The organism is Ruegeria sp. G5, assembly GCF_056533365.1.
Map to the genome: position 1 here is coordinate 1 of NZ_JBQFOK010000012.1, position 21,901 is coordinate 21,901.

Annotated in this window: 24 protein-coding genes and 2 tRNA genes; 4 read left to right on the forward strand and 22 right to left on the reverse strand. The window is 53.0% G+C overall.

The features are described from left to right. The 10 genes from ACR0BD_RS17660 to ACR0BD_RS17705 all read right to left on the reverse strand — a co-directional run. Positions 1-1,522 (reverse strand): DUF7507 domain-containing protein (locus ACR0BD_RS17660; protein WP_480832398.1); only part of this gene is annotated, 1,522 nt, incomplete at its 3' end. 312 nt (positions 1,523-1,834) lie between these two features. Continuing rightward, positions 1,835-3,088: an HlyD family type I secretion periplasmic adaptor subunit gene (locus ACR0BD_RS17665; protein WP_480832399.1), complete on the reverse strand. Its 1,254-nt coding sequence runs from the start codon at positions 3,086-3,088 to the stop codon at positions 1,835-1,837. Between the two features lie 43 nt (positions 3,089-3,131). Continuing rightward, positions 3,132-5,045, reverse strand: a complete 1,914-nt coding sequence (locus ACR0BD_RS17670; RefSeq protein ID WP_480832401.1) for a type I secretion system permease/ATPase — start codon at positions 5,043-5,045, stop codon at positions 3,132-3,134. A 5-nt stretch (positions 5,046-5,050) separates the two neighbouring features. Then, positions 5,051-5,449, reverse strand: a complete 399-nt coding sequence (locus tag ACR0BD_RS17675) for a hypothetical protein (protein ID WP_480832403.1) — start codon at positions 5,447-5,449, stop codon at positions 5,051-5,053. Positions 5,450-5,693: 244 nt separating this feature from the next. Further along, a tRNA-Phe gene (locus tag ACR0BD_RS17680) sits at positions 5,694-5,768 on the reverse strand. Between the two features lie 79 nt (positions 5,769-5,847). After that, positions 5,848-6,030 (reverse strand): DNA gyrase inhibitor YacG, encoded by a 183-nt coding sequence (locus ACR0BD_RS17685; RefSeq protein WP_480832405.1) that lies wholly within the window; start codon positions 6,028-6,030, stop codon positions 5,848-5,850. Beyond that, positions 6,027-7,049: a ribonuclease E/G gene (locus ACR0BD_RS17690; RefSeq protein WP_480832407.1), complete on the reverse strand. Its 1,023-nt coding sequence runs from the start codon at positions 7,047-7,049 to the stop codon at positions 6,027-6,029. Before ACR0BD_RS17690 ends, ACR0BD_RS17685 begins: the two co-directional genes overlap by 4 nt. Further along, entirely contained in the window at positions 7,046-7,624 is a 579-nt protein-coding gene (locus ACR0BD_RS17695; RefSeq protein ID WP_480832409.1) for a Maf family protein, read from the reverse strand. The genes ACR0BD_RS17690 and ACR0BD_RS17695 overlap by 4 nt, the downstream gene beginning before the upstream one ends. A gap of 11 nt (positions 7,625-7,635) precedes the next feature. Beyond that, entirely contained in the window at positions 7,636-7,854 is a 219-nt protein-coding gene (infA, locus tag ACR0BD_RS17700) for a translation initiation factor IF-1 (protein WP_005978431.1), read from the reverse strand. 90 nt (positions 7,855-7,944) lie between these two features. Continuing rightward, positions 7,945-8,820, reverse strand: coding sequence for a carbon-nitrogen hydrolase family protein (locus ACR0BD_RS17705; RefSeq protein WP_480832411.1), 876 nt, complete (start codon positions 8,818-8,820; stop codon positions 7,945-7,947). Between the two features lie 144 nt (positions 8,821-8,964). Here ACR0BD_RS17705 and ACR0BD_RS17710 point away from each other — a divergent pair, with 144 nt between their 5' ends. Then, positions 8,965-9,174, forward strand: a complete 210-nt coding sequence (locus ACR0BD_RS17710; protein WP_480700225.1) for a hypothetical protein — start codon at positions 8,965-8,967, stop codon at positions 9,172-9,174. 56 nt (positions 9,175-9,230) lie between these two features. On the opposite strand, the gene ACR0BD_RS17715 is transcribed toward ACR0BD_RS17710, so the two are convergent. The 10 genes from ACR0BD_RS17715 to ACR0BD_RS17760 all read right to left on the reverse strand — a co-directional run bounded on the left by ACR0BD_RS17715 (position 9,231) and on the right by ACR0BD_RS17760 (position 15,845). After that, the gene (locus ACR0BD_RS17715; protein ID WP_480832412.1) at positions 9,231-9,824 is read right to left on the reverse strand and encodes a GNAT family N-acetyltransferase; all 594 of its coding nucleotides are present in this window, start codon (positions 9,822-9,824) and stop codon (positions 9,231-9,233) included. Further along, positions 9,817-10,215 carry a ketosteroid isomerase-related protein gene (locus ACR0BD_RS17720; RefSeq protein ID WP_480832414.1) on the reverse strand — a complete coding sequence of 133 codons (399 nt, stop codon included), beginning with the start codon at positions 10,213-10,215 and terminating at the stop codon, positions 9,817-9,819. The genes ACR0BD_RS17715 and ACR0BD_RS17720 overlap by 8 nt, the downstream gene beginning before the upstream one ends. Positions 10,216-10,217: 2 nt before the next feature. Further along, positions 10,218-10,670, reverse strand: coding sequence for an arsenate-mycothiol transferase ArsC (locus ACR0BD_RS17725; protein ID WP_480700228.1), 453 nt, complete (start codon positions 10,668-10,670; stop codon positions 10,218-10,220). Between the two features lie 3 nt (positions 10,671-10,673). After that, a complete protein-coding gene (locus ACR0BD_RS17730) occupies positions 10,674-11,153 on the reverse strand; it encodes a UPF0262 family protein (protein WP_480832416.1) in 480 nt (159 codons plus the stop codon). Between the two features lie 480 nt (positions 11,154-11,633). Next, on the reverse strand, positions 11,634-12,026 hold the full coding sequence (locus ACR0BD_RS17735) for a hypothetical protein (RefSeq protein ID WP_480832418.1): 393 nt from the start codon (positions 12,024-12,026) through the stop codon (positions 11,634-11,636). 43 nt (positions 12,027-12,069) lie between these two features. After that, positions 12,070-13,371 (reverse strand): histidinol dehydrogenase, encoded by a 1,302-nt coding sequence (hisD, locus tag ACR0BD_RS17740; protein ID WP_480832420.1) that lies wholly within the window; start codon positions 13,369-13,371, stop codon positions 12,070-12,072. A 20-nt stretch (positions 13,372-13,391) separates the two neighbouring features. Continuing rightward, a complete protein-coding gene (locus tag ACR0BD_RS17745) occupies positions 13,392-13,898 on the reverse strand; it encodes a GNAT family N-acetyltransferase (RefSeq protein ID WP_480700232.1) in 507 nt (168 codons plus the stop codon). Between the two features lie 43 nt (positions 13,899-13,941). Next, the gene (locus tag ACR0BD_RS17750) at positions 13,942-14,418 is read right to left on the reverse strand and encodes a DUF2948 family protein (RefSeq protein ID WP_480700233.1); all 477 of its coding nucleotides are present in this window, start codon (positions 14,416-14,418) and stop codon (positions 13,942-13,944) included. Continuing rightward, a complete protein-coding gene (gene murA / locus ACR0BD_RS17755) occupies positions 14,415-15,683 on the reverse strand; it encodes a UDP-N-acetylglucosamine 1-carboxyvinyltransferase (protein ID WP_480832422.1) in 1,269 nt (422 codons plus the stop codon). The genes ACR0BD_RS17750 and murA overlap by 4 nt, the downstream gene beginning before the upstream one ends. 6 nt (positions 15,684-15,689) lie before the next feature. Then, positions 15,690-15,845 carry a hypothetical protein gene (locus ACR0BD_RS17760; RefSeq protein ID WP_480700235.1) on the reverse strand — a complete coding sequence of 52 codons (156 nt, stop codon included), beginning with the start codon at positions 15,843-15,845 and terminating at the stop codon, positions 15,690-15,692. Positions 15,846-15,928: 83 nt separating this feature from the next. Between ACR0BD_RS17760 and ACR0BD_RS17765 the strand changes: the two genes are divergently transcribed. The 3 genes from ACR0BD_RS17765 (at position 15,929) to aspT (ending at position 19,193) form a co-directional block, all read left to right on the forward strand. After that, positions 15,929-16,003, forward strand: a tRNA-Thr gene (locus ACR0BD_RS17765). Positions 16,004-16,206: 203 nt separating this feature from the next. Further along, positions 16,207-17,262, forward strand: coding sequence for an acyltransferase family protein (locus tag ACR0BD_RS17770; protein ID WP_480832424.1), 1,056 nt, complete (start codon positions 16,207-16,209; stop codon positions 17,260-17,262). A gap of 230 nt (positions 17,263-17,492) precedes the next feature. Continuing rightward, positions 17,493-19,193 (forward strand): aspartate-alanine antiporter, encoded by a 1,701-nt coding sequence (gene aspT, locus ACR0BD_RS17775; RefSeq protein WP_480832426.1) that lies wholly within the window; start codon positions 17,493-17,495, stop codon positions 19,191-19,193. Between the two features lie 47 nt (positions 19,194-19,240). On the opposite strand, the gene ACR0BD_RS17780 is transcribed toward aspT, so the two are convergent. After that, positions 19,241-20,878, reverse strand: coding sequence for a bifunctional aspartate transaminase/aspartate 4-decarboxylase (locus ACR0BD_RS17780; protein WP_480832428.1), 1,638 nt, complete (start codon positions 20,876-20,878; stop codon positions 19,241-19,243). A gap of 111 nt (positions 20,879-20,989) precedes the next feature. After that, the gene (locus tag ACR0BD_RS17785) at positions 20,990-21,496 is read right to left on the reverse strand and encodes a hypothetical protein (protein ID WP_480832429.1); all 507 of its coding nucleotides are present in this window, start codon (positions 21,494-21,496) and stop codon (positions 20,990-20,992) included. Between the last annotated feature and the right edge of the window lie 405 nt (positions 21,497-21,901).

The window sequence follows — 21,901 nt, forward strand, 5'->3', positions numbered from 1 at the left end:
CCGTGATGCTGTAGTTGATCTCATCACCCGCATCCGTGAACCCGTTCCCGTTCACATCCGTAACGCCCGTGATCGTCTTCTCAATCTCAAGGTCGGGTAGATATGCCAACGGAGCATCGGCGTCATCGTCGTCGGTTACTTCCTCTTCCTCAAAGAAGCCACTTACGCTGGCCGTGTTTTCTATGTTTCCATCATCGTCGTCTGTAACATCGCCTGTCTCTGCATCACCTATGCTGTCCAGATCCTCCTGGGTTACTTGGTAGATCAAATCTACCGTCCCCCCCATCCCATCACTGTCGCCGTCATTGATAGTGACGACTTCACCGACACCGAGATTTCCAACAAGAATGTTGGCTCCAGTTAGAGGGTCACTCACGGTCACGCCGGACAGTGCCACATTGCCCGTATTTTCGACTACCAATTGATACGTAATTTCGTCACCGGCGTCTTCGGCTATACCTTCGGACCCTTCGTCGTCTACATCGACAACTGTTTTCGTAATCGTTATCTGCGGATTTGGCGTCAGATTACCGATCTGGACGAAATCTGAGTCTCCAGCGTCCGATAGATTAGCGACCCAAAAATAAGGGTCGTCTCCCTGACCATCGAATGTGCCATTTGTTGGTTCAGTACCTGTCGCCAGACTGGACAGATCTTCGCGAATAATTATGTCATCGGGACTGGTCGCGACCCCGAAGAAGGTAAAATTACCATTCTCATCTGTGACAGTAGAGCGCTCGGAATCTGCATCGAACATGCCGTTGTTGTTGCTGTCGATATATACAACGACGCCTTCTAAACCGCTTTCTCCATCCTCCGGTTCATAGATACCGTCGCCATCAATATCATCAAATTTAAAGCCATTGATCGTGCCGGCGCTTTGGATGTTCCATTCGTCAAATCCTGCCTCTTCGTCGTAGACACCTTCTCGACCCATTTCTGTATAGAGGTAGAAATAATAGTCCTCAAAAGACTCGCCGGGGTTCGCCAAAAAATAGGCATCAATGACGCTTTTCTCAATTAGGACTGTGTAATCGTCTGTGCCGCTGCCTGTAGATGTTTCCGCCAAAAAGAGCGTAGTCGGCTCTACTGCATCAATATCGTAAACCAAGTTGGCCGTTGAAGTTAGATCGCTGAAAGTCCCAATCGTCCCATTGTCGGACAAGTAAATTTGAAAAGTCTCAAGCGTAATGAGGTCGTCACTGTTGCTTTCATTCAAATCCAAGCGAATTTCGTAGTATTCCACTCCGTCAATAACGGTGACCGGAATATCGGTCAGCTTGACCTCACTCGTTTTTTGCTTGTCTAACTCGTTATTTCCAAAAGCATTATTTATTGCGGAGTTCGAGTCGTTAGCAGTGTTGAATCCCGCAGCGACACCATCTGACGTACTAGCTTCGTCGCTTGTTGCTAAAAAAGGTTCAAAGTTTCCTGTACCGGAACCCTCATTGGGAGAGTTAATAAATGTAACTCCACCAATAGTTACACTGGTACCTTCACCTTCAAGATTAAAGTCAGCCATAATGCCCCCCGGCAAACTATTAAAATATCTGTGCTACGGGGCTTCAAACCTTATAACTACCTGCACTCATTAAATTTTTTTGGCCTTTAGTCGGAATATACAGATCGGCACCACCCGTTGCATATCATTCGCTAGAGGTGTCAGAACGATAGAAACTCAACAAATTCGAGTCAACAAACTAGTGAATTTGTGCATGCAAAACGTCTCAGGCTGGCTGAACCTGAAAAACCAATAACCCGACAGAATCTGGCACCAATTGCCCTGCCGAAACATCACCAGATCTGTTTCTTTGGAAATATCTACGTTCCTAACTTAACTCTCTCTAAGAGCTCTTCGGAAATAATTAGCCAAAGGCTGAACAAGATACGAAATCGGCGCGCGCGCATCTGTCTTTATAAATGCCTCCACAGGCATTCCCGGAACCAACAGTACATCCCCTGTCGCAGTCAGAGAATTCGCATCGGGTTGTAAAACGGCTTCGTAATAAGTTACTTCCAACGCCTCGTCAGTGAACGTGTCAGCTGAAATCCTCACGACGACACCAAGCACCTCAGGTGTTGTTCTTTGGTCAAACGTCGTAAAGCGCAAGGAAACAGGCTGACCCTCGTACACTTGGTCGATATGTACAGGGTCAATTCGTGCAGATACCTGAAGCGGTCTATCCTTAGGGACGATGTACATTATCGGATCGGCGGGTTTTATTACGGCCTGTTCAGCAAAAACGGATGACCCGAAAACAACCCCCTCGGAAGGTGACTTTACTTCCAACCTGGACAAGCGTTTCTTCAAACTTTGACGATTTTCCACCAATGGAATTTCGTTGAATCGCAGGTCACGCAACTCTGTAATGGCACCTTCGCGACGCCTGTTCTCCAAGTTAATGATTTCGATGGAAACTCCGGTCTTTCGCCCTTTCGCCTCGGCCTTTGCAGCTTCCAACTGACCAATCTCTCCCTTCAGTCTGGCCTGCTCCCGCCTCAGTGCCAAAACCCGAGACGCTTGGACCAACCCTTGTTCCAAAAGGGCCTCAAGGTCTTTGATTTCGGTTTCGACCAAGTCCAGTTGATCTTTAAGGGCGCTCACCTGGGCCTCGATCCCCCGAACTTGATCCTCTATTTGGAACGACTGTTGCTGCAGCTGGTCGATTTCGTTGCGATGCGACACCAGTTTCGCGTTGAAAAGGTTCTTTTGTCCTTGAAGTTGGGCGCTGACCCATTGCGTGTCCAGTGTCGAGAATTCCTCCAACGCGACATTCTGAAAATTGGAAAGCTGGTCTCTTTCCGCTTCTAACCTAAAGCGGCGAACGAGAATCTCCATCAGTTGTCGCTCGACCACTTCCAACTCTGATTTTAGAAATGTGCCATCAAGCTCGACTAATACGTCCCCCGCCTCTACCAAATCTCCGTCTCGGGCCAATATGGCTGAAACAACGCCACCGTCCGGGTGTTGCGCGACTTGTCTTTCGGCTTCTACTTTTACTGTACCGCTCGCCACAACAGCACCGGAAATCTTGGTAAAGATACTCCAGTAGCCAATACCGAAGACCAAAACCATTATTGAGATCAAACCAATAGAAATTGGGACTATTGCGCTCCAATCATCCCCATCTTCAATGCTCGTTTTTCTTTCTGATTGATCTGAAGCTTTGGTTTTTCTGTTTGACCAACTTACTTTTGCGAATTGAACGAAACTCTTTAACTGGTTTCGGCATTTTTCTATTCGCTCTGACAGATTTAAATTCTTCATCATCATTGGACTGAATTTGCCTCTTTATCGACATCACGTTCTTGAGCGAGGAACCAATTACTTGGTCGCGAGGCCCAAAAGCTTTCGTTTGGCCGTCTTGAAGAATAAGCAGTTTATCACATTCCGAAATCGCAACTGGTCGATGCGTCATAACCAAAATGGATTTTTTCGCAGCTTTCATTTCTGAAACGACGGCATTCAAAGCATCCGAACCCTCTTTATCCAAAGCGGAATTGGGTTCATCCAAAACAAGGATTTTAGGATCACCGTAGAGAGCGCGGGCAAGGGCTAATCTTTGCTTTTGTCCCCCTGATAAGTTGTCATCAATTGGGCCTATAACTGTGTTATAACCCTCATCTAGGTCCAAGATGATATTGTGAACTTTGGCTTTTTTCGCCGCTTTCACTACTCTGTCCGCAGCCACGTCGAGAGACATTTGCGCAATATTCTCAGCGATCGTTCCCGCAAAGAAATGAACGTCCTGAGGCAAGTAACCAATCTGCTTGCCCAGTTCTTCCGGTCCGTATTGCTTCAGTGTCGCGCCACCTAAACGGATATCTCCGAGGTCAGGCGAAACCAGCCCCATGACAACTCTGGCCAAGGTGCTCTTTCCTGAACCGCTTTTCCCCAAGATCCCCAGTGCCTCGCCAGGCTCTAAGTTAAAAGAAACATTTGCTAATACCGGACTTTCACGCCCTTGCGCAAAAACCGTTACACTATCGACGGTCAACGACGCGTCAGGTGTGGGAAGTTTAGTTACATCGTCATCGAGCGTCATGAGCTGCAGCAGTTCATCCAGTCGCCGCCAGCCCCGTCTCGCTTTTTGCGCGAGGGGCCACTGTGGAATACACTGCTCGATAGGTGCCAAGGCTCTGCCAAGTAGGATCGAGGATGCGATCATCGCTCCAGCCGTTAGCTCATGTTGCAAAACCAACCAGGCACCAAGTCCAAGCATCGCAGCTTGAAGCAAAAAGCGGAAAGCTTTTGTAAAAGAGGCAAACCCCCCGGTCCAATCGTTTGCCTGGATGGAAGATTGGAGAGAAGCATCTTGAAGCTTTTTCCAACGCTTCTCCAAGTCTGGCCCCATACCTTGCGACCACGCCAAGTCGCTCATCTCTTGGACTTGGCCAGCGAATCTATTGGCGGATTGTGAGACGGATTGCGCTTGCAGAGTTTTTTTGACCGTCAAAAATTGGTTAGTCAAAGCTGCAGTAATAAGAACACAACCACCCGCGAGCGCAAGCCAACCGAGATAGGGATGAAAGATAAAGACAGCAGCCAGGAATATCGGCGTCCACGGCAAGTCAAAAATAGCTAGCAATAGCGGGGACGAGTAGAATGTCTTAAGCGCTTCGATGTCTTGTAGCCCGTGATTTTCGACTTCCGAGCTTCTATTGAGAGCCGAGCTTTCCAGCAGTGCCTTAAACGCAAGCGGCCCGAATGTACTTTGAAATCTGGCACCTATCCTTGCGGACACACGCCCGCGTGCATATTCCAAAAAGCCGTAAATAGTGAATAACAGCGTGACCAACCCAAAGAGAACCAACAGGGTTTCTTCCGAACGCGAATTCAAGACTCTGTCATAAACCTGGAGCATGAATATTGGACCAGTCAGCATAAGCAAGTTTGTAAAAATACTGAAACCCATTGCGATCAACAACAAGTTACGACTTCTTGCAGCCGCGAGGGAAATTGACACGCGTTTATGATTCAGATCTTCCAAACAGGCACTCACTACAGAAACACTGGCGACACAATCATTGTATCCAAGAGCCATACGTTTCAACTGTGTTGTACGGATTTACCATTTTGCTGAGTTTTTCGGAGCTTAAGACAGTTCTCTCTGTGCCAGGACACAAACTCAGTTCTTGGACGGTTTTCCATATGGCTTGCGGCGATTAACTCTCTTAAATTATTAAGCATTTCGGAAGCCGTGTTCGGAATGCCTGTTCGTAGAGTTATCAATGCCCTCGGATCGCCCACCGAACCGGAAAGTTTTCGGTCGAGGATGCGTGATAGCAAGGACCCTGCCTTCACCGCGACATCAATCGTCGGAAAGCTTGATGCCACGTTGGATTTGCCGTGAATTGTCTTGCCGTATTGGATGATCCATGCACCCTGCGTTTTCTTATCGATTGCCATCTCAAATATCGGAATATTGCATGTGGTTGAATCAGCCACAGAGTCTTCTCGTGCCTGGCATTAATTGCAGCGTCAGGGTAAAGCCGATAAGAGCATGCCTGCTCAACCTTTCATCGCAGGCGGTAAACCAGAGGCAAGGACACCATTTTCTTGTTCGCACGCCAGGTTGGACATGTGCACTGTTGACGAATACGACGTTGCAGTCTGGGCGCAATCCCGAACGAGCAACCAACGAGGTGCGATAGCAGACATATCGCCAACGCATTTCTTTTAATAGGAAAAATGGTGCCCGGGGGCGGAATCGAACCACCGACACGAGGATTTTCAATCCACTGCTCTACCCCTGAGCTACCCGGGCACGGGAACGGCAACTGCCGTTGGGTGGAGGCGTTCTATGACTTGCTACAGGCAGTGTCCAGAGCCTTTTTTACATTTTTTCAATGTGGACGCGCCGGTTGTGTTTCATCCGGCAAACCCTCTTCTTCAAGGTCCTCTTCCCGTTGGGATGCGACGGCATAGGATCCGTTTAACCATTTGGCCAAATCGACATCCGCACAGCGCCGTGAGCAAAACGGGCGGTACTTGGTAACGGTATCTTCCCCACAAATCGGACAACTCATTTCAGCACCTCCGAAAGCGCAAGACGGCCTCTCTTTCGTTGAAGCTCAAAATGACCCAGCGGCGTCCAGCCGGCAAGAATGGTCTCGATCGGGTCGGATTTGAACGCGGCGCGCAAGGCAGATTCAAACCCACGGCGGTCTTTTTTGGGCATAGGGGCCAGGTCCAATGTGATCTGGCCACCAAGGCCGCGGACACGCAGCGCACGCGGCAACGCCTTGGCACAATCGAAATTTGCTTTGGTGCCTGCGGCCAAAGATGTGTCTGCGCCCGTGTTTACGTCTACGGCAACCAAGGCGCGCGTCGGCTGAATATACAGATGCCCGCCACCCGGCAGCGTTTCCGAAATGCCCCGCGCCGTGTCCAGCTCATCCAGAACCGCGTGGGTTTCAAAACCCCCCGATTTGGTGACGACCTCTGCCGGATCGGTCCAGTCGCGCCATGCCAGAACATGGGGGCCATCGCCTTCCAGCAGCAACTCGGGTTCAGTTCCGGGATCGTTCATGACCTCATCGGCATGGGCCAGCATTGCGCTGATATCCTCGGCAATCTCAGCTGCGTTTTCACCTACGCAGCACGAACGCAGGATCAAACCGTAAGAACTGCCATCCATGGCTTCGTGCGCGATTTCCAGCAGGCGGTCTCTTTCTTCCTCATCCCTGATTGAGCGTGAGATATTCAGGCCCGGCGCATCAGGTGTCACAATTGCATACCGGCTTTTGAACAAAACGCGGTCGGTCACAGGCAAAGCTTTGCCCGGTTCAGCGTAGCCTGTTACCTGCACGCAAATCAGCGCGCCCGGTGCCAGCCCCTTTACTTGGCGCAGAAAAGCAGGACCATCGGGCGTTGTCAGGAACATCCCGCCCTGCCCTTTGACTGGGCGGTCAGCACGGGCGCGATAGATCGTCCCCGGTGCAGGAGCATCCCCTGCGATCAGAAAATCGTCCAGCTTGCCATCCACCATCAAAGCAGCGGCTTCGCGATTGTCGATATGGTCGAGAACGATAGTGCGACCCTTCATGATGCCTCACGATACAGGGGATAGCCGATGCCTTGCAAAAGGGCGGCGGTTTCGGAAAGGGGAAGACCAACGATACCGGTGAATGACCCAGAAATCCAAGGAATGAACGCGCCAGCCGGGCCTTGGATGGCGTATGCGCCTGCTTTGCCCTGCCAGTCTCCGGTCGCCAGATAGGCGTTGATCTCAACATCCGACAGGCGTTTGACCTTGACCTGAGAAACCACGTCGCGTTGCAATACCCGGTCACCCCGTCGCACTGCGACCGAGGTGATCACACGGTGCCGCCGACCAGACAGAGCATGCAGGAACTCGGCCGCCTGACCAGCGTCTTCGGGCTTGCACAGGATGCGGCGACCCAGAGCCACGGTGGTATCCGCACATAGGGTGATGTCATCGCTATCCGCTTGAACAGCCTGCACTTTAGCCCGCGTGATGCGGTTACAATAAGGAACCGGCAACTCACCCTTCAAAGGCGTTTCGTCAATGTCAGGAGCGCGAATTGTATCGGGCTGCACGCCAAGCTGAGCCAACAGGTCCAGCCGCCTTGGGCTGCCCGATCCTAAGATAAACGCCATTGCGGCAGGCGTTACTTGAAGCGGTAGTTGATCCGACCCTTGGTCAGATCATAGGGGGTCATTTCGACCTGAACTTTGTCGCCGGCCAGAACACGGATGCGGTTCTTACGCATCTTGCCTGCCGTATGTGCGATAATCTCATGGCCGTTTTCCAGCTCGACCCGAAACGTCGCATTAGGCAGGAGTTCCTTCACGACACCGGGAAATTCGAGCGTATCTTCCTTGGCCATGTTGTCTCCATAGTTACGTTGCACTCGCAGAATCTGCGAGGATGTGCGCCTAAATGAGCCTATTTCGGGCTTATTTCAAGGCCGGAATCATCAAAGGCCGGATATTGTGACCGATTCGACTCGGGGCGTTTGCTCATCCCAATGGGTCCGGTTCAGTACGTGGCCATCCGCGCGAACGTGGGCGATAGCCGAAAGGTCAACATCGGCAAATGTCCAGCCGGGTTGGTTTAGTTGACCCTCGGCCAAAACCCCGGTGGGCGGGAAACCCTTGTCAGGCGGGCCAAAAATACCGCCGGTTCCCGTATTCATATCCACGGCTTCGGACCATTCGTTTTCACCAACCAGTGAGGCCATAGCAGTCACACATTGATTCTCAAGCGCGCGGGCCATCGCGCCAATCCGAACCCGCCAAAACCCTGAAAGCGCCTCGGTGCAGGACGGCACGAGGATCAGATCAGCTTGGCTTAACGCACGGCCCAACAAGGGGAATTCACTGTCATAGCAAATCAGAACACCGATCTTGCCCAGCGCAGTATCAAAAAGCTTGAGCGGTCCTCCGGGGGAGATATCCCAGTCCTCACGTTCGAACCGGGTCATGATCTGCTTGTCCTGAAAGTCGTGCCCGCCGTCAGGCGCATACAGCGCCGCGCGATTTACCGGACGGTCCAACCCGGCAAGGACCGGGGCAGAGGCCCCAAGGATATATACCTTGAATTCCTCAGCCAGCCGCCGATGCAGCGATTGTGCAGCGCCCATTCGATCAGACACTGCCTTGATCGAACGCTCCAGATCACCGGCAACGTCGGCACCGTCCAATGTCGACAACTCCATCGCGCCGTATTCGGGGAAAACCAACAAATCAGCCCCCTGCCCCGAGGCATCCGACACCCAGCGATGCAACTTGTCTTCGTATTGAGCCCAGCTCGACAGCCAATCAAGATTGTAGGCAGCGGTTGCGATTTTCATCAGCGAGTTCCTGGCCGTTGGAGTTGGCGGACACTAAGAGAGGTCGAAGCACCCTGTACACAAGTTTTATCCGTTCTATCAACGACGAGAATGTGAATTTGCATCTGTCGTCCTAGATGGTTGAATGCGTTGAGGAGGTGCATCATGCAAAACCCGGAAAGCTTCGAAAAGTTCTATTTTGCCAAGGTTGGAATGGGTGAAGCCTGCGGCTGCGCAGAGCGTGTCATCGACGTTTTCGAATTCAATCGCAAGAGCGGTGAGCAGACGAAACACGCACTGAAGACGCCCAAGAGAAAACGCCGATCGTTTAGAGGCTGGGCAGTCAAATACGGGCTACTTAGCCGTAAGCGGTAAGAGAGTGGTGCGCGACCAGAACTGTCAGATGGCGCACCCCAGAGTTGTGAACGACCTCAAAGATCCCTGATCCAAAACTGCAGCGGTTTCAGGCTTTCATCTTCCTCGCCGACATCTTTCCACGAGAACTGCGCGATAACTCCGGACAAGGGGTTATACCCACGAGCCTTCCAGAATGCGTCCAGCGGTCGATAAGACGTAGGCCGCATCGGGTGATCCGCTGGGCGTTGCACACCGCAAAACGCACATTTGGAGAAACCCAGCTTTCGGGCATGGGCTTCGCGCAGGTCAAAGAACTTGTGCCCGACACCCTGTCCTCTGTAGTCAGGCAAAAGGACAGACTCCGCGCAATAGAAAATCTCGGACAAATCGAGATCCGTATTCTCGAAAGCCGCAGCAAAATCATCTGCGTGATCAATCAAAGGTGCCCCGGTCGATGCGCCAATCAGGTGGTCACCTTCAAAGGCCCCGACAACAATTGCCTTATCGCTGTCACGGTAGGACTGCAGGTATTTACGCTCATAGTCCAGATGACCATCGTACAGGTAGGGCCAGGCCCGAAACACCTCGATCCGCAAACGCGCCACATCATCCAGAGCAGCTTCAAGCGCTGTCCCGGTCAAGGCGCGGACGTCAGTGACCTCAGCCACCCGACACCTGCTTCGTCCAGTCGGCCAGGTTGTAAAACGTGGTCACGCGAGTGATCTTACCATCCTTGAGGTCAAAGAATGAACCGGCTGGCAGACGATAAGTCTGGCCGTTCGCCTCGGGCAATCCTTCGTCGGTTTCCAGATAGGTCCCGTTGACAATAAACTCGGCTGCAGCCCGTGCGCCGCCCTCGGCCTCGAACACCACGATATCAGTCAGGTTTTCACGGTAGCAGCGATTCATATGGGCGCAAAAGGTCGCAAACTTTTCTTTGCCGACACGGATTTGACCTTCGTTCACGTGATGGGCCACATCGTCAGAAAGGCACGCCAGCATGCCATCAACGTCGCCTCCATTGAAAGCTTGGAAATAGGTTGTGACGGTTTGGTTCATGTTCACTCCGTAGGTTCGCCCCAGCGGTCTTTGAGATGCCGTATGATCTGATCGCGGGTCTGTCGGTAGTGAGTTAGCTTGTCTTCGCGGGTTTCGCCCAGTCCAGTAGGGTCCATTATTGGCCAATAATCGACATCCAGGTGAAAAATTCGGGTCAGTTCCAGCGCGCGGCGCTGACTGGCGGGTGACAATGCAACGATCAGGTCGAATGAGCTGAGGTCATCACCCCATTCCTGCATTTCGTCGAAAGAGCGCGACCTGTGGCGCGAAAGCTCAACGTCGATCTCATGGCAGACCGCGATGCAAAACCCGTCAATTTCGAGGTCGTTATGCACACCGGCCGATTGCACATAGGTGCCGGTGCCATAGAACTTTTTCATGATGCCCTCGGCCATCGGGGACCGGACCGAGTTGTGGTCGCAACAGAACAGGATCGACTGCGGCAGAGGCGTCACCCGTCACCCCCCGAAATGCAGCACGCAGATCAGCGTGAACAATCGACGGGCTGTATCGGTATCGACCTCGGCCTTGCCTTCCAACCGCTCCTGCAGAACGCGACTGCCTTCGTTGTGAATGCCACGCCGCGCCATATCGATTGTTTCAATCTGACTTGGTGGCAACGACTTGACCGCATCAAAATAGCTTTCGCAAATCTGAAAGTAGTCTTTGACCACTTGCTTGAAGGGGCCCAGCGATAAATGAAACTCGGCCGCTTTCTCTGCCGCTTCGGTCGCGACATCAAAAACCAGACGTTTGTCGCGGATTGAAAGTTGCAAATGATAGGGCCCTTCGGGAACCGTACGGCCATCACGCTGTGGCAGCGCAAAGCTGTTTTCTTCCAAAAGGTCGTATATCGCGACTTTGCGTTCCTGCTCGATCTCGGGTGTCGGCGGCGGCAGGTTACGGTCGTCCAGTTCGATATGTGAAATACGGGTCATGGCTGTGTGGTCCGTTCAGGTCGAGACAGACCTAACGCAAGATAAATGAATGAGCAACGAAGCTAAGTGGGATTTGTCACAAAGGATGGTGAGACGGATCGATCGCGTGCTTACGCAGTAAAGTACCGACTAGAGAATCCCTGTTGATTTCACGGTCTTTGAATATCTTGCGGAACCAAGAACCAAAGAAATGGATCGACATCTTGCTTTCCCAATCGAGGAAATCGAGTTTGGATAAATCAGGGTCATTCCATAGCCGTCGATGCCTAAGTGGAATGGCATAAAGCTCGCTCCTAGCTAAACACATTTCATGCTCTGGGGTGTCATAAAGACAATGGAAATATAGCGGTGGACCGAATGTCGACAGGGGTAGGCACCAATAGCTGGATTGCCCGTAAAGCTCAAGAAAGACGCGCTTCTGCTCATCCGGCCACCAAAACGGAAACAAATCACTTCAGAATGCAAAATCGCACATCTTCCTTAACGCAGGGCTGCGCTCGGCAGGCCGACGACACCATTCGTCATACGCTGTCGCGTCAGGTTTGCTTTCGGAAACAAATACCCCTGATTGGTTTCGAAAGGCCGCACTGCATAGGCGTCTGCGCCCACCCAAATGTAGTCCGTGTCTCGCATTAGTTTCAAACGAAACAGGTCGGCGTGAACCGCCACGGATCTCTTGATTGGATCACAATAAACCTCGGGCGTATCAAAAATCTCGCGAGCGTCCCGAGCTTCGATGTAGCCGGGAATATCCTCTAGATCTCCGTAGCGATAAACAATGGGCTTTTGATCGACATCCGCGAAGGACTTTAGGCACAGATGCTCTAGGAAACTGAACCGTTTGCCGATCCACAATGTTGCCACACGCTCCAAGGCTTACCCCACTAAACTGTCTCTAGCGCTCTTGATGTAGCTCTCATTCGTTCAGACGTAGCAAACGCGCCGTGACAGATAAACCATGCGCCTCAAGACTCTCGGACTTGGCCAGTTGCTCGGCCGCTGGGCCAATCGCTCGCAGCGCGGCTGGTGTCATCTGGCTGAGCGTGGTGCGCTTGAGAAAGTCCATCACGCTTAGCCCCGAGGAAAACCGAGCAGAACGCGCGGTAGGCAATACATGGTTCGGTCCACCCACGTAGTCTCCGATAGCTTCGGGTGTGTACTGACCAAGGAAGATCGCACCGGCATGAATTGTTTTTTCGCTCAGACCCACCGGGTCTGCCACGCAAAGCTCAAGATGTTCAGGGGCTATACGGTTTGACAACCTAGCGGCCTCTTCCAGATCGCGCACTGTAATGATCGCGCCAAAATCACGCCAGCTTGCCCCTGCGATGGCGCGACGTTCCAGCGTTTTCAGCCGTTTTTCTACCGCATTGGCAACAGCTTCACCAAAGACTGCGTCATCGGTAATCAGGATAGACTGGGCGCTTTCATCATGCTCGGCCTGGCTCAGCAGATCCAACGCGATCCAGTCCGGATCATTGTCTTTGTCTGCGATCACCAGAATCTCGGACGGGCCAGCGATCATATCTATGCCGACCTTGCCAAAAACACGACGTTTTGCGGCCGCCACAAAAGCGTTGCCGGGGCCAGTGATTTTATCCACGGGCGTGATGCTGTCCGTTCCATAAGCCAACGCAGCAATCGCCTGAGCACCGCCAATGCGATAGATCGTGTCTACACCAGATAATCTGGCCGCAAGCAGCACAAGCGGGTTCACCTGCCCGTTCGGAGTGGGCACCGTGATTGCAAGACGCTCAACACCCGCCACCTTGGCCGGGATGGCATTCATCAAAACGGACGACGGATAGGATGCGAGCCCACCGGGCACATACAAACCAGCGGCCGACACAGCCGACCAACGCCAACCGAGCGTTGCGCCGGTCTCATCTGTCCACTGGTGATCTTCGGGCAACTGTTTCTCGTGGTAGGCCCGGATGCGATCCGCCGCCAATTCAAGCGCCGCACGGTCCTCGGGTGACACCCGGGCAACTGCTTCGTCAATCTCATCCGACGAGAAAGCCAAGTTATCGGGCGTCAACTCCAGCCTGTCGAAACGCGCGGTCAGCTCAATGACGGCCTCATCGCCTCGGGCGCGGACATCGTCGATGATTTCCGCCACGACCGCGTCAACATCCGGGCTGTCTTCACGTTTGGCCGACAACAACGCAAGAAAGGCGGTCTCAAAATCAGGCGAGGTCGTATTCAGAAAAACAGGCATTGTCTGGCACTCCGGGCGTTTCACCGGGACATATCGTTCGAGGCTGAGGGGCTCAACCCTTCGTCGGGTACGCTTAGCGATTTGTGCATGGGAAACTGGGGAATACCGTGCCAATCTTCGGGGTCACCAGTGTCTTGCCAACCAAACCGGCGATAGAATTCACGCGCCGTGGCCGTGGCATCCAGATGCGCTACTGTGCAACCGTTTTGGGCAAGTACACCCTCCAGCCGGATCAGCAGCGCCAATCCGACACCGCGACGCACATAGGCAGGGTCGACATACAGCAGCGAAATTTCGGACAGGTTGCGAAGGCCCCCGACACCGGCGACCTGCCCGTCCATTTCAGCCAGCCAGATTTCGGCGCCAGACTGAATCCAACGCCGAACAGTTTGCGGATCTTTGTTTTCAGTCCAAAGCGCCAGCAAATCGGCGTCTTTGTGATGATCAGCCACGCAAAGATAGGTGATCGAACGGACAAGAACCTGACTAATGCGAAAGACATCAAACACAGTCGCACGGCGCAGCACCAGACCCGTTGAGGGTCCAGAGAACGCCTGCGCTATGCCGCGTTTATTCCGGATGGTGTGGTACCTGCCCAGACGGTGCCTGATACGGGCGTGTAACGTCCTTGAGCGCGGCATCCAAAGCTTCGACCGACAGGCGAATTGCGCCATCACCGGCCAATGTCAGGATAACATGACCTGCACCATCTTCCCCTGCTTCAAAATCTACCGACAACAGCGACATGACCATATCCTTGTCGCTGCGGTCGACGCCCTGGCTGGCGACCGACAGCACCGAGTCGAAGACAAGCACGGATTGCACCCGCTCAAACGGACGACCACGACGCGTCGCAGCGTCCTTGTCTTCCCAACGAAATCTGTTGAGCAACAGCCCGAACCGTCGCTCAGCGGGGCGCCATGTCATCTCGGTGATCGGGAACACCGCGTCCTGCGTGAGGGTTGAAATCACCTGCAGGTCATCGGCATCTTCGGCCCCCAGGTTCAGGGGCGACTCTTGCCCGTCGTGAAAACTTGCGTCTGTCATTGGCCCTTGATCCGTTCGATTTTGGCACCTACGCCTTCCAGCTTGCGCACTACATGCTCATATCCGCGGTCCAGATGATAGACCCGGCTGACCGTTGTTTCACCTTCTGCGGCCAATCCAGCCAAAATCAGCGAAACCGAAGCTCGCAAATCCGTCGCCATCACTGGGGCCCCTTTTAACTGCTCGACCCCGGTTACAGTCGCCGTTCCGCCGTGAACTTCGATGTTTGCGCCCATCCGAACCAGTTCAGGGGCGTGCATAAAGCGATTCTCAAAAATACGCTCTTCAAGAACGGACACACCTTCGGCAGTGCACATCAGTGCCATCATCTGCGCCTGCAGGTCTGTCGGGAATCCGGGGAAAGGCTCGGTCACAACATCAACGGCATTCACGCGGCCATTTTTGCGCGAAACCATCAGGCCACTTTCGGTTTCAGTCACATTTACCCCTGCAGCATCCAGTTTGGCAGCAAAAGATTCCACAAGGGCCATACGCCCGCCCAGCAACTCAACCTCACCACCGCACACCGCCGGTGCCAGCATATAAGTTCCCAGCTCAATCCGGTCCGTGACGACCTGATGGGTCGCACCATGCAAACGATCAACACCTTGAATCTCAATCGTCGAACTGCCTTCCCCAGAGATTTGCGCCCCCATTTTACGCAAGCACTCCACCAGATCGACAATCTCAGGTTCGCGAGCGGCATTTTTGAGGACGGTCGTTCCTTTGGCCAGCGTCGCTGCCATCACGATATTCTCGGTAGCCCCCACGGATGCAAAGCGCATTTCGTGAACCGCGCCTTTCAAGCCGCCCGGGGCCTTGGCATGTAGATACCCGTCCTTCAGGTCGATCTCAGCGCCCAGCGCCTCGAGCCCTTCAACATGCAGGTCCATAGGCCGGGCACCAATCGCACACCCACCGGGCAAAGACACCACAGCCCGCCCAAAACGCGCCAGCAACGGGCCTAGCACCAGGTTCGACGCCCGCATTTTACGCACGATCTCATAATCTGCCGTGTGACTTGTCAGGCTGTGGCTCGACATGGCCAAGACCTGCCCATCCTGCAGCGAGGACACCTCGGCCCCAAGCGACTGCAAAAGCGCCGTCATGGTCTTGATGTCACTCAACCGTGGCGCATTTGTCAGCGTCAGCGGTTCCTCGCTGAGCAAGGTCGCAGGCATCAGCGTCAAACACGCATTCTTAGCGCCGGCGATCGGTATCTGACCGTTCAACGGCCCGTTGCCTGTAACCAGAATCGAATCCATTTGCTCTTATCCCTCGTCTTTATCGGCCTTGTCCCCGGATGCCGCCCGCGCCTTGGCCTGCGCCTTACGACGCGCCATATTTGCCTTTAGCGCTGCTTTCAGCCGCTCTTCGCGCGCGTTACCGGGTTTGCCTTGTTTTTTTGATGAATTTTTGTCCGTCATGCTCTTTCTCTACAGGAGGCGAAAAAAACCGTCCAGACACCCTTGCGCCGCGTTTCGTTTGGGTCTAATCAGCCGCCCACAGCGCTGCTGTAGCTCAGAGGTAGAGCACTCCCTTGGTAAGGGAGAGGTCGAGAGTTCAATTCTCTCCAGCAGCACCATCCATCTACAAATTGATAGAATGCGCAACTTTTAGGCGAAATTCGCGGTTGCTTGGCAAGACTCGGCCAATTTAATCGCAGAAACTTGTATTTGTTGACGCGAATACCGGGACCGTGAAAAACAACTGATATTGTTTAATTTTCTGTTTCTTGGGCGCACTACAAATGCCCAGTGACCTAATTTTCAGGTTCTGGAGATTTCATTGTCTGACATTGATTCTATTGTAGAAAAAGCGCCTGCTGAACATCGTCCTAAACAAAGGCTGGACTGGATAGACGCGGTTAAGGGCCTGACAATCATTATGGTTGTTTTTCACCATTCAGTTGCGGGCTTCAGATTTGATCCACTTTTTCCAGAGTGGATAAGAACATTGGACTATAGTTTTGAACCGGTTCGAATGCCCCTTTTCTTTTTGGTCGCAGGACTGTTTGCAAAGAAAGCAATCGACGGTCCCGCCGAAGCGTTTATCCGCGGTAAGGTCATTTACTTCCTGTATTTCTATCTGCTGTGGTCCTTAATCATTTTTGCTTTCCGGTTTGGACTAAACCCCATCACGAACTCGGTTACTCATTGGTGGGAAATCTTCATCATACTCTGGGATCCCCTGCCGACCATCTGGTTCCTGTACGCATTGCTTTTATCTTTTCTGATCATGCGTGCACTCCGAGGAGTTCCCCCGGTTTATGTTGTTGCCTTTGCCGCCATCATCCAGGCGCAATATCTGGCAGGTGTGTGGATAGAGGGCGTTATTATCTTGGATAAATTAGCCAGGTTGTTCGTGTATTTCGTCATCGGAGTTTACGCGTCAGACTGGATAAGAAATACCGCAATCCTGGCCAGACCAGTACCGGTTCTCCTGTGCTGGGTCGGCTTCGTCAGTCTAATTATTTTTGCATTGTTTACAGGCGTCGAAAAGATGCCCATAGTCTTCTTTTCGCTTTCAGCCTTGTCTGCAGCAGCGGTAATTGGGACAATCGTCCTGGCCTGCAAAGCTGGACTTGCAAATTGGCTAGTGTTTGTCGGCAGCTACAGTCTCTACATCTATCTGACACACTTCCTTCCGATCGCGGGGGCGCGGATCTTGCTGTCAAAAATCTTTGACGTTACCGATCCGTTAGTCGTCATTCCCCTTTCAATTGGCGCAGCTGTGGCCTTTGGCATCTTCTTCTGTAAGGCGTTGACTGGCACGAAAAAGGAATGGTTCATCCGTGTTCCGGATTGGATTTCCGAGCGCCGTTTCCGCGTGCAGCCCCAATAGACCTGACCCTATCTTACCATGTTGTGCGTCGGTGCTAGCAGCCTACGGGGCTGCCGGCACGGCAAGGCCAAATTCCCTCGGCCAAGAGGCTTCAGATTTGACAGAAGCAAAACTGAGTGCTTTGCTACTTCAAGCACTAGTTGAGTTTGATTATTTCCAAACTCCTCCAATAAGTTACAAACGAAGATTTCGCACCTTCAAGACAATTGCGACGCTTGGGAATTCTGAAAATGGACGCACTTGCAGAACAACTTCGAACTTACCCTATCATGGCGCTCTTTCTGTGTTTGGGATTGGGTTATGGCGTCGGGAAATTTCGGGTCGGGAAATTTGAACTCGGCGGCATCGCGGGTACTCTACTGGTCGCTGTCTTTGTCGGCCAAATTGGCGGGATAACACTCAGCACAGATGTTCAGAACGTTTTCTTTTCCCTGTTTATTTTCATGGTGGGCTACAACGGCGGACCTCAGTTTTTTGCGGCGCTGAACCGATCGGCTCTGACCAAGTTACTGGCAGCGTTCATGATGACGCTTTGGGGGCTGTTCTTTGTGATCGTGATTGCCCGTTGGGCCGGTTTGGACAAGGGATTGGCCGCCGGTCTTGCCGCCGGAGGGTTAACGCAATCGGCGATCATAGGCACTGCGGGCAACGCCATTGACCTTTTGGGCTTGGCCGCGGACGAGGCTGCAAAACTTAAGACGAACATCGCCGTAGGATACTCGGTCACGTATATATTTGGTTCAATCGGTCCGATCCTGGCTGTCAGTATCATCCCGATCATCCTGCGCTGCGATCTGCGGCAAGAAGCAATAAAGCTGGCACAAAAACTCAGCGGCGGCGGTCATAAGCTGGAAGAAGGCGAGTTTCTTCCGATGAACAGGTTCGACGCGCGCGCATATCAAGTGAATGAAGGCTCGACCCTGATTGGTCAGGCCGTCAATGCGATTGAGGCTACCTATGACGGCGACCTGCTGGTTGAAAAGCTATTGCGCGATGGTGCGCCTTTGGACGCCACCCCGGATTTGACGATCCAATCCGGGGACCTGGTTGTGGTGTCAGGGCTGGTGTCCGCTTTGACGGCCTTCCAAGGCTCGGCCGGTGACGAAGTTGGTGAGTACCCGCCGGAGCTGACCATCGTCGAACAAAGGCAAAACGTGGTGATCACCAACCCCAAACTTGCCGGCAAGACCCTGCGCGAATTGCACCAGGCCATCACGATTGATCAACGGCGCGGCGTCCATATCTCAAAGATCACGCGGATGGGTCATGATGTCCCGGTTTTGCATAACACCGAGATCCATGCAGGGGACGAAGTCAGCATCGTTGGCCACAAGGATGCGTTGCAGCGGGCTGCAAAGATGGCCGGTTATGTGCCGCCCTCCGCTTCGGTCACGAATTTTATAGCACTTGGGATCGGGGTCGCCGCGGGTTACCTGATTGGCGAAATCAGCTTTGTTATTGCCGGAACCAAGGTTGCACTTGGATCGGGTCTTGGTTGTCTGATTACCGGATTGCTCATCGGTTACCTGCGCATTCGCAAGCCCAGTATTGGTGGCGTGAACCGGGGTGCGGCCAACTTTCTGCAAAGCTTTGGGCTGGCGGTTTTTGTCGGCGTCGTAGGGCTGAACGCTGGCAAACCCGCGCTGGAGGCAATCCAGCAATACGGAATTACGCTGTTGTTGTTGGGCGTTCTGGTCACGATGATGCCGATGATCGTGCAGTTCCCGATCAACTACTTTGCGCTTCGCATCAAGAACCCAGTCGAAGCTTGCGCGGTTGTGACCGGATCCCGCTCGGGTAACCCCGGGTTTGCAACCTTGCTGGAAAAGACAGGGAATTCGACCCCGACGCCAGCCTTTACCATGACCTACGCCGTGGCAAATATCTTCCTGACACTATGGGGGCCACTTGTCGTGGCATTTGTCCCGTGAGTTGAAGGATAGGGTGCCTCAAGTCGTCTCCTTAGGCACCCACCCTTTTACTCCTGACCGTGCAAAGGCAACCCTTTCGAGGCGCGGTATGCCTGCACATATCCGACCGCGACCGCACGGACCGCACGCCCAATCTGGCGATAGGCGCTGTCATCCAAATTGGCGAATGACACCCGGGCCGACCAGTTTGGAGCGTCAAAGCCGGACCCGTTCAGCAGCACAATCCCGTGGTCCTGCGCCAATTTGAACGAGATATCCAAAGGGTGAACATTCTCTTTGATCCATTCGACGACCTCATCACCCACGTATTTTCGCAGCCAAAACTCGAAATCGATGATCCCATAATAGTGGTCGAATAAGGGGTTGTCCGGCACGTCGATACCCATACCATCAACCAGTTCCTCGAAACGGTGTTTGAGGATTCCCCAGCAGAAGGATTGATAAGCTTTGTCCTCGTCCATCATTTCGACAAGCGAAAACAGCGTCATCATGACCTGCTGCGGCAAGGACAGACCAGCAGTGTGATTCAAAGCGACATCCCGGCTGTCGGCAACGATCCGGTCAATGAATTTGAAGTTCGATGGATCAGGCGTCAGCGGCGCATAGCGCGCATTCACCAAAGCTTTGGTTTCATCGTCTGCATCAGCGATCATTCGGTCAAAGATATTATCCTGGGCCACTGCAACCACACCCAAACGCCACCCCGTGCAGCCAAAATACTTTGAGTAGGAATAAACGCCGATCGTATTCCCGGGCAGATGCCCCATCACAGATTGGAAGTCCGGCACAAAGGTGCCATACACATCGTCCGTCAGGATGATCAGATCAGGACGCCGCGTGTTTACGAAATCAACCAGTCGCGCCAGAACTTCGGGGCTGATCGCAACAGAGGACGGGTTGCCGGGGTTGACCAGAAACAGCGCTTTGACCTTGGGGTCAGCCAGCTGCTCAAGATCGTCATCGGTCAACTGAAAATGGTCCTCTTCCTTTGACGACACATCGACCACGTTCAGCCCATAATCTTCGAGGACAGGCATTTCCAGATAAGGTGTGAAAATCGGCGTGCCCAGCGCGATGGTGTCACCCGCGTTGAGCAGCCTCTGGTTCTTGAGTGCTTTGAAAATATAGCACATTGCAGCGGTTCCGCCTTCGACCGCATAAAGGTCGAACTTGGCGTCTGGACGATGGCCCGAGCACATCGCCCACATCAGGTATTCGTGGACGATCGCCTCGTTGTGTTCAAGGCAACGATCCGGCATGGGATAGTGATCCCCGACTATTCCATCGGTCAGCTCCAGAACGAAATCATCGGGGGTGAAGTCAAATTTCTGGATCGCGAAATCCACAAGGTCTGACAATGTATCCGCACCGGGGGTTCCGTCCTGCCCCGATCTGGCGGCGCAGTAAGCCTTGAGGCGGTCATAGCTGCCGGGACCTTGCGGCATCCCCGCCAGACCGACCTGCGGCTCATTCCGGTGGCGTTGCGCTTCGGTCATGGCGAACTGACCCAACAGGAAAAAGGCTTCGCGGGCTTTTGTCGCGATCCAATTCGGGTTGCCGCGCCCTGCGTTCAGATAAGGAAGCGTCGATTTTCGCGCCTCTTTCTGGGCCAGCTTGATAAGCTCGTCCTTGATTTCAAAAGGACTTAGATTTTCAAATTGATGTAGGTCCAGCGTCTCAGGCATTGCATCAAACCCTTTGCTAAAATCAGTCGGATATATTCACCCGAAGCCTACGCAAGGACCTGAGCCACTGTAAACCATGCTGTGATAATCGAAGCGCCTCAAGCGGCGCTTTTAGTTGAGGCGGCTGGAGGCTGCCAATGCGCCTGCCAGAGAATTTTCAATCTCGCCCGGATAGTCCCGGCCTTTTTCGTGCAAACCGGCAGCGACCCAACCCACCGTGTGACCGCGCGCGCCGATATCATTGGCCCGCACAAGGGTTGGAGATGTCTTTTCGATCCGAACAAGCGCCATGGATTCCTCAACCTCGCGCTCGGACAGGATCATTTTCACGGCGCTGCATATATCCATCGAAACCTGTAATGTCTGGTGCTCCAGACGATGTGCGGACTCTGACAACATCCGCGTGCAGAACGCCGAAAGAAAATACCAACGGAAGATGGAAAAAACGCGTTTCTGAAAATCGCCGGTAAAGCCAACACCAGAAGAAGCAGCTTGATAGATTTTTTGAAACGCTGCTTCGGCAGCCTGCGACACCTCGTAGATCTGCGCTTCGCGCTGTTCAACAGGCAGCCCGCGCGAGCCAGAAAACACTTCGGCTTCGTGAGTCTCTAAATTCATTTCGGTCCTCCAGCTTTAATTCCTGATGAGGACATGGGAATGTTTAAGATCATTCGAATGTGATTTTCTGCCATTTAACAAGATGTCAGGCCATTTCTTGGCTTTACAAAAATGCCACAAACCTTCGTTCAACGCAAACTTGTCTAACATTAACATCAGCCAAACGGCAAAAATGTGACCGATTGCGCCCAGAACAAAATGGGGCAAACAGCCATTTTGTTTCTCAAAAAACCCTAATGCTGACACGATCTGGCAACAGTTGCGCCCATTTTAGATGCGAGAAACACTTAATCCCGCAGATCAGTTGACCAGTGAGATTTTAACGAGGGGGTACGAGCGGGACTTGGGGGTGAGCGCCTGTCTGGCCGACGCACCCGAGGGCAGAGCTGCTCCCCCTACTCCAAA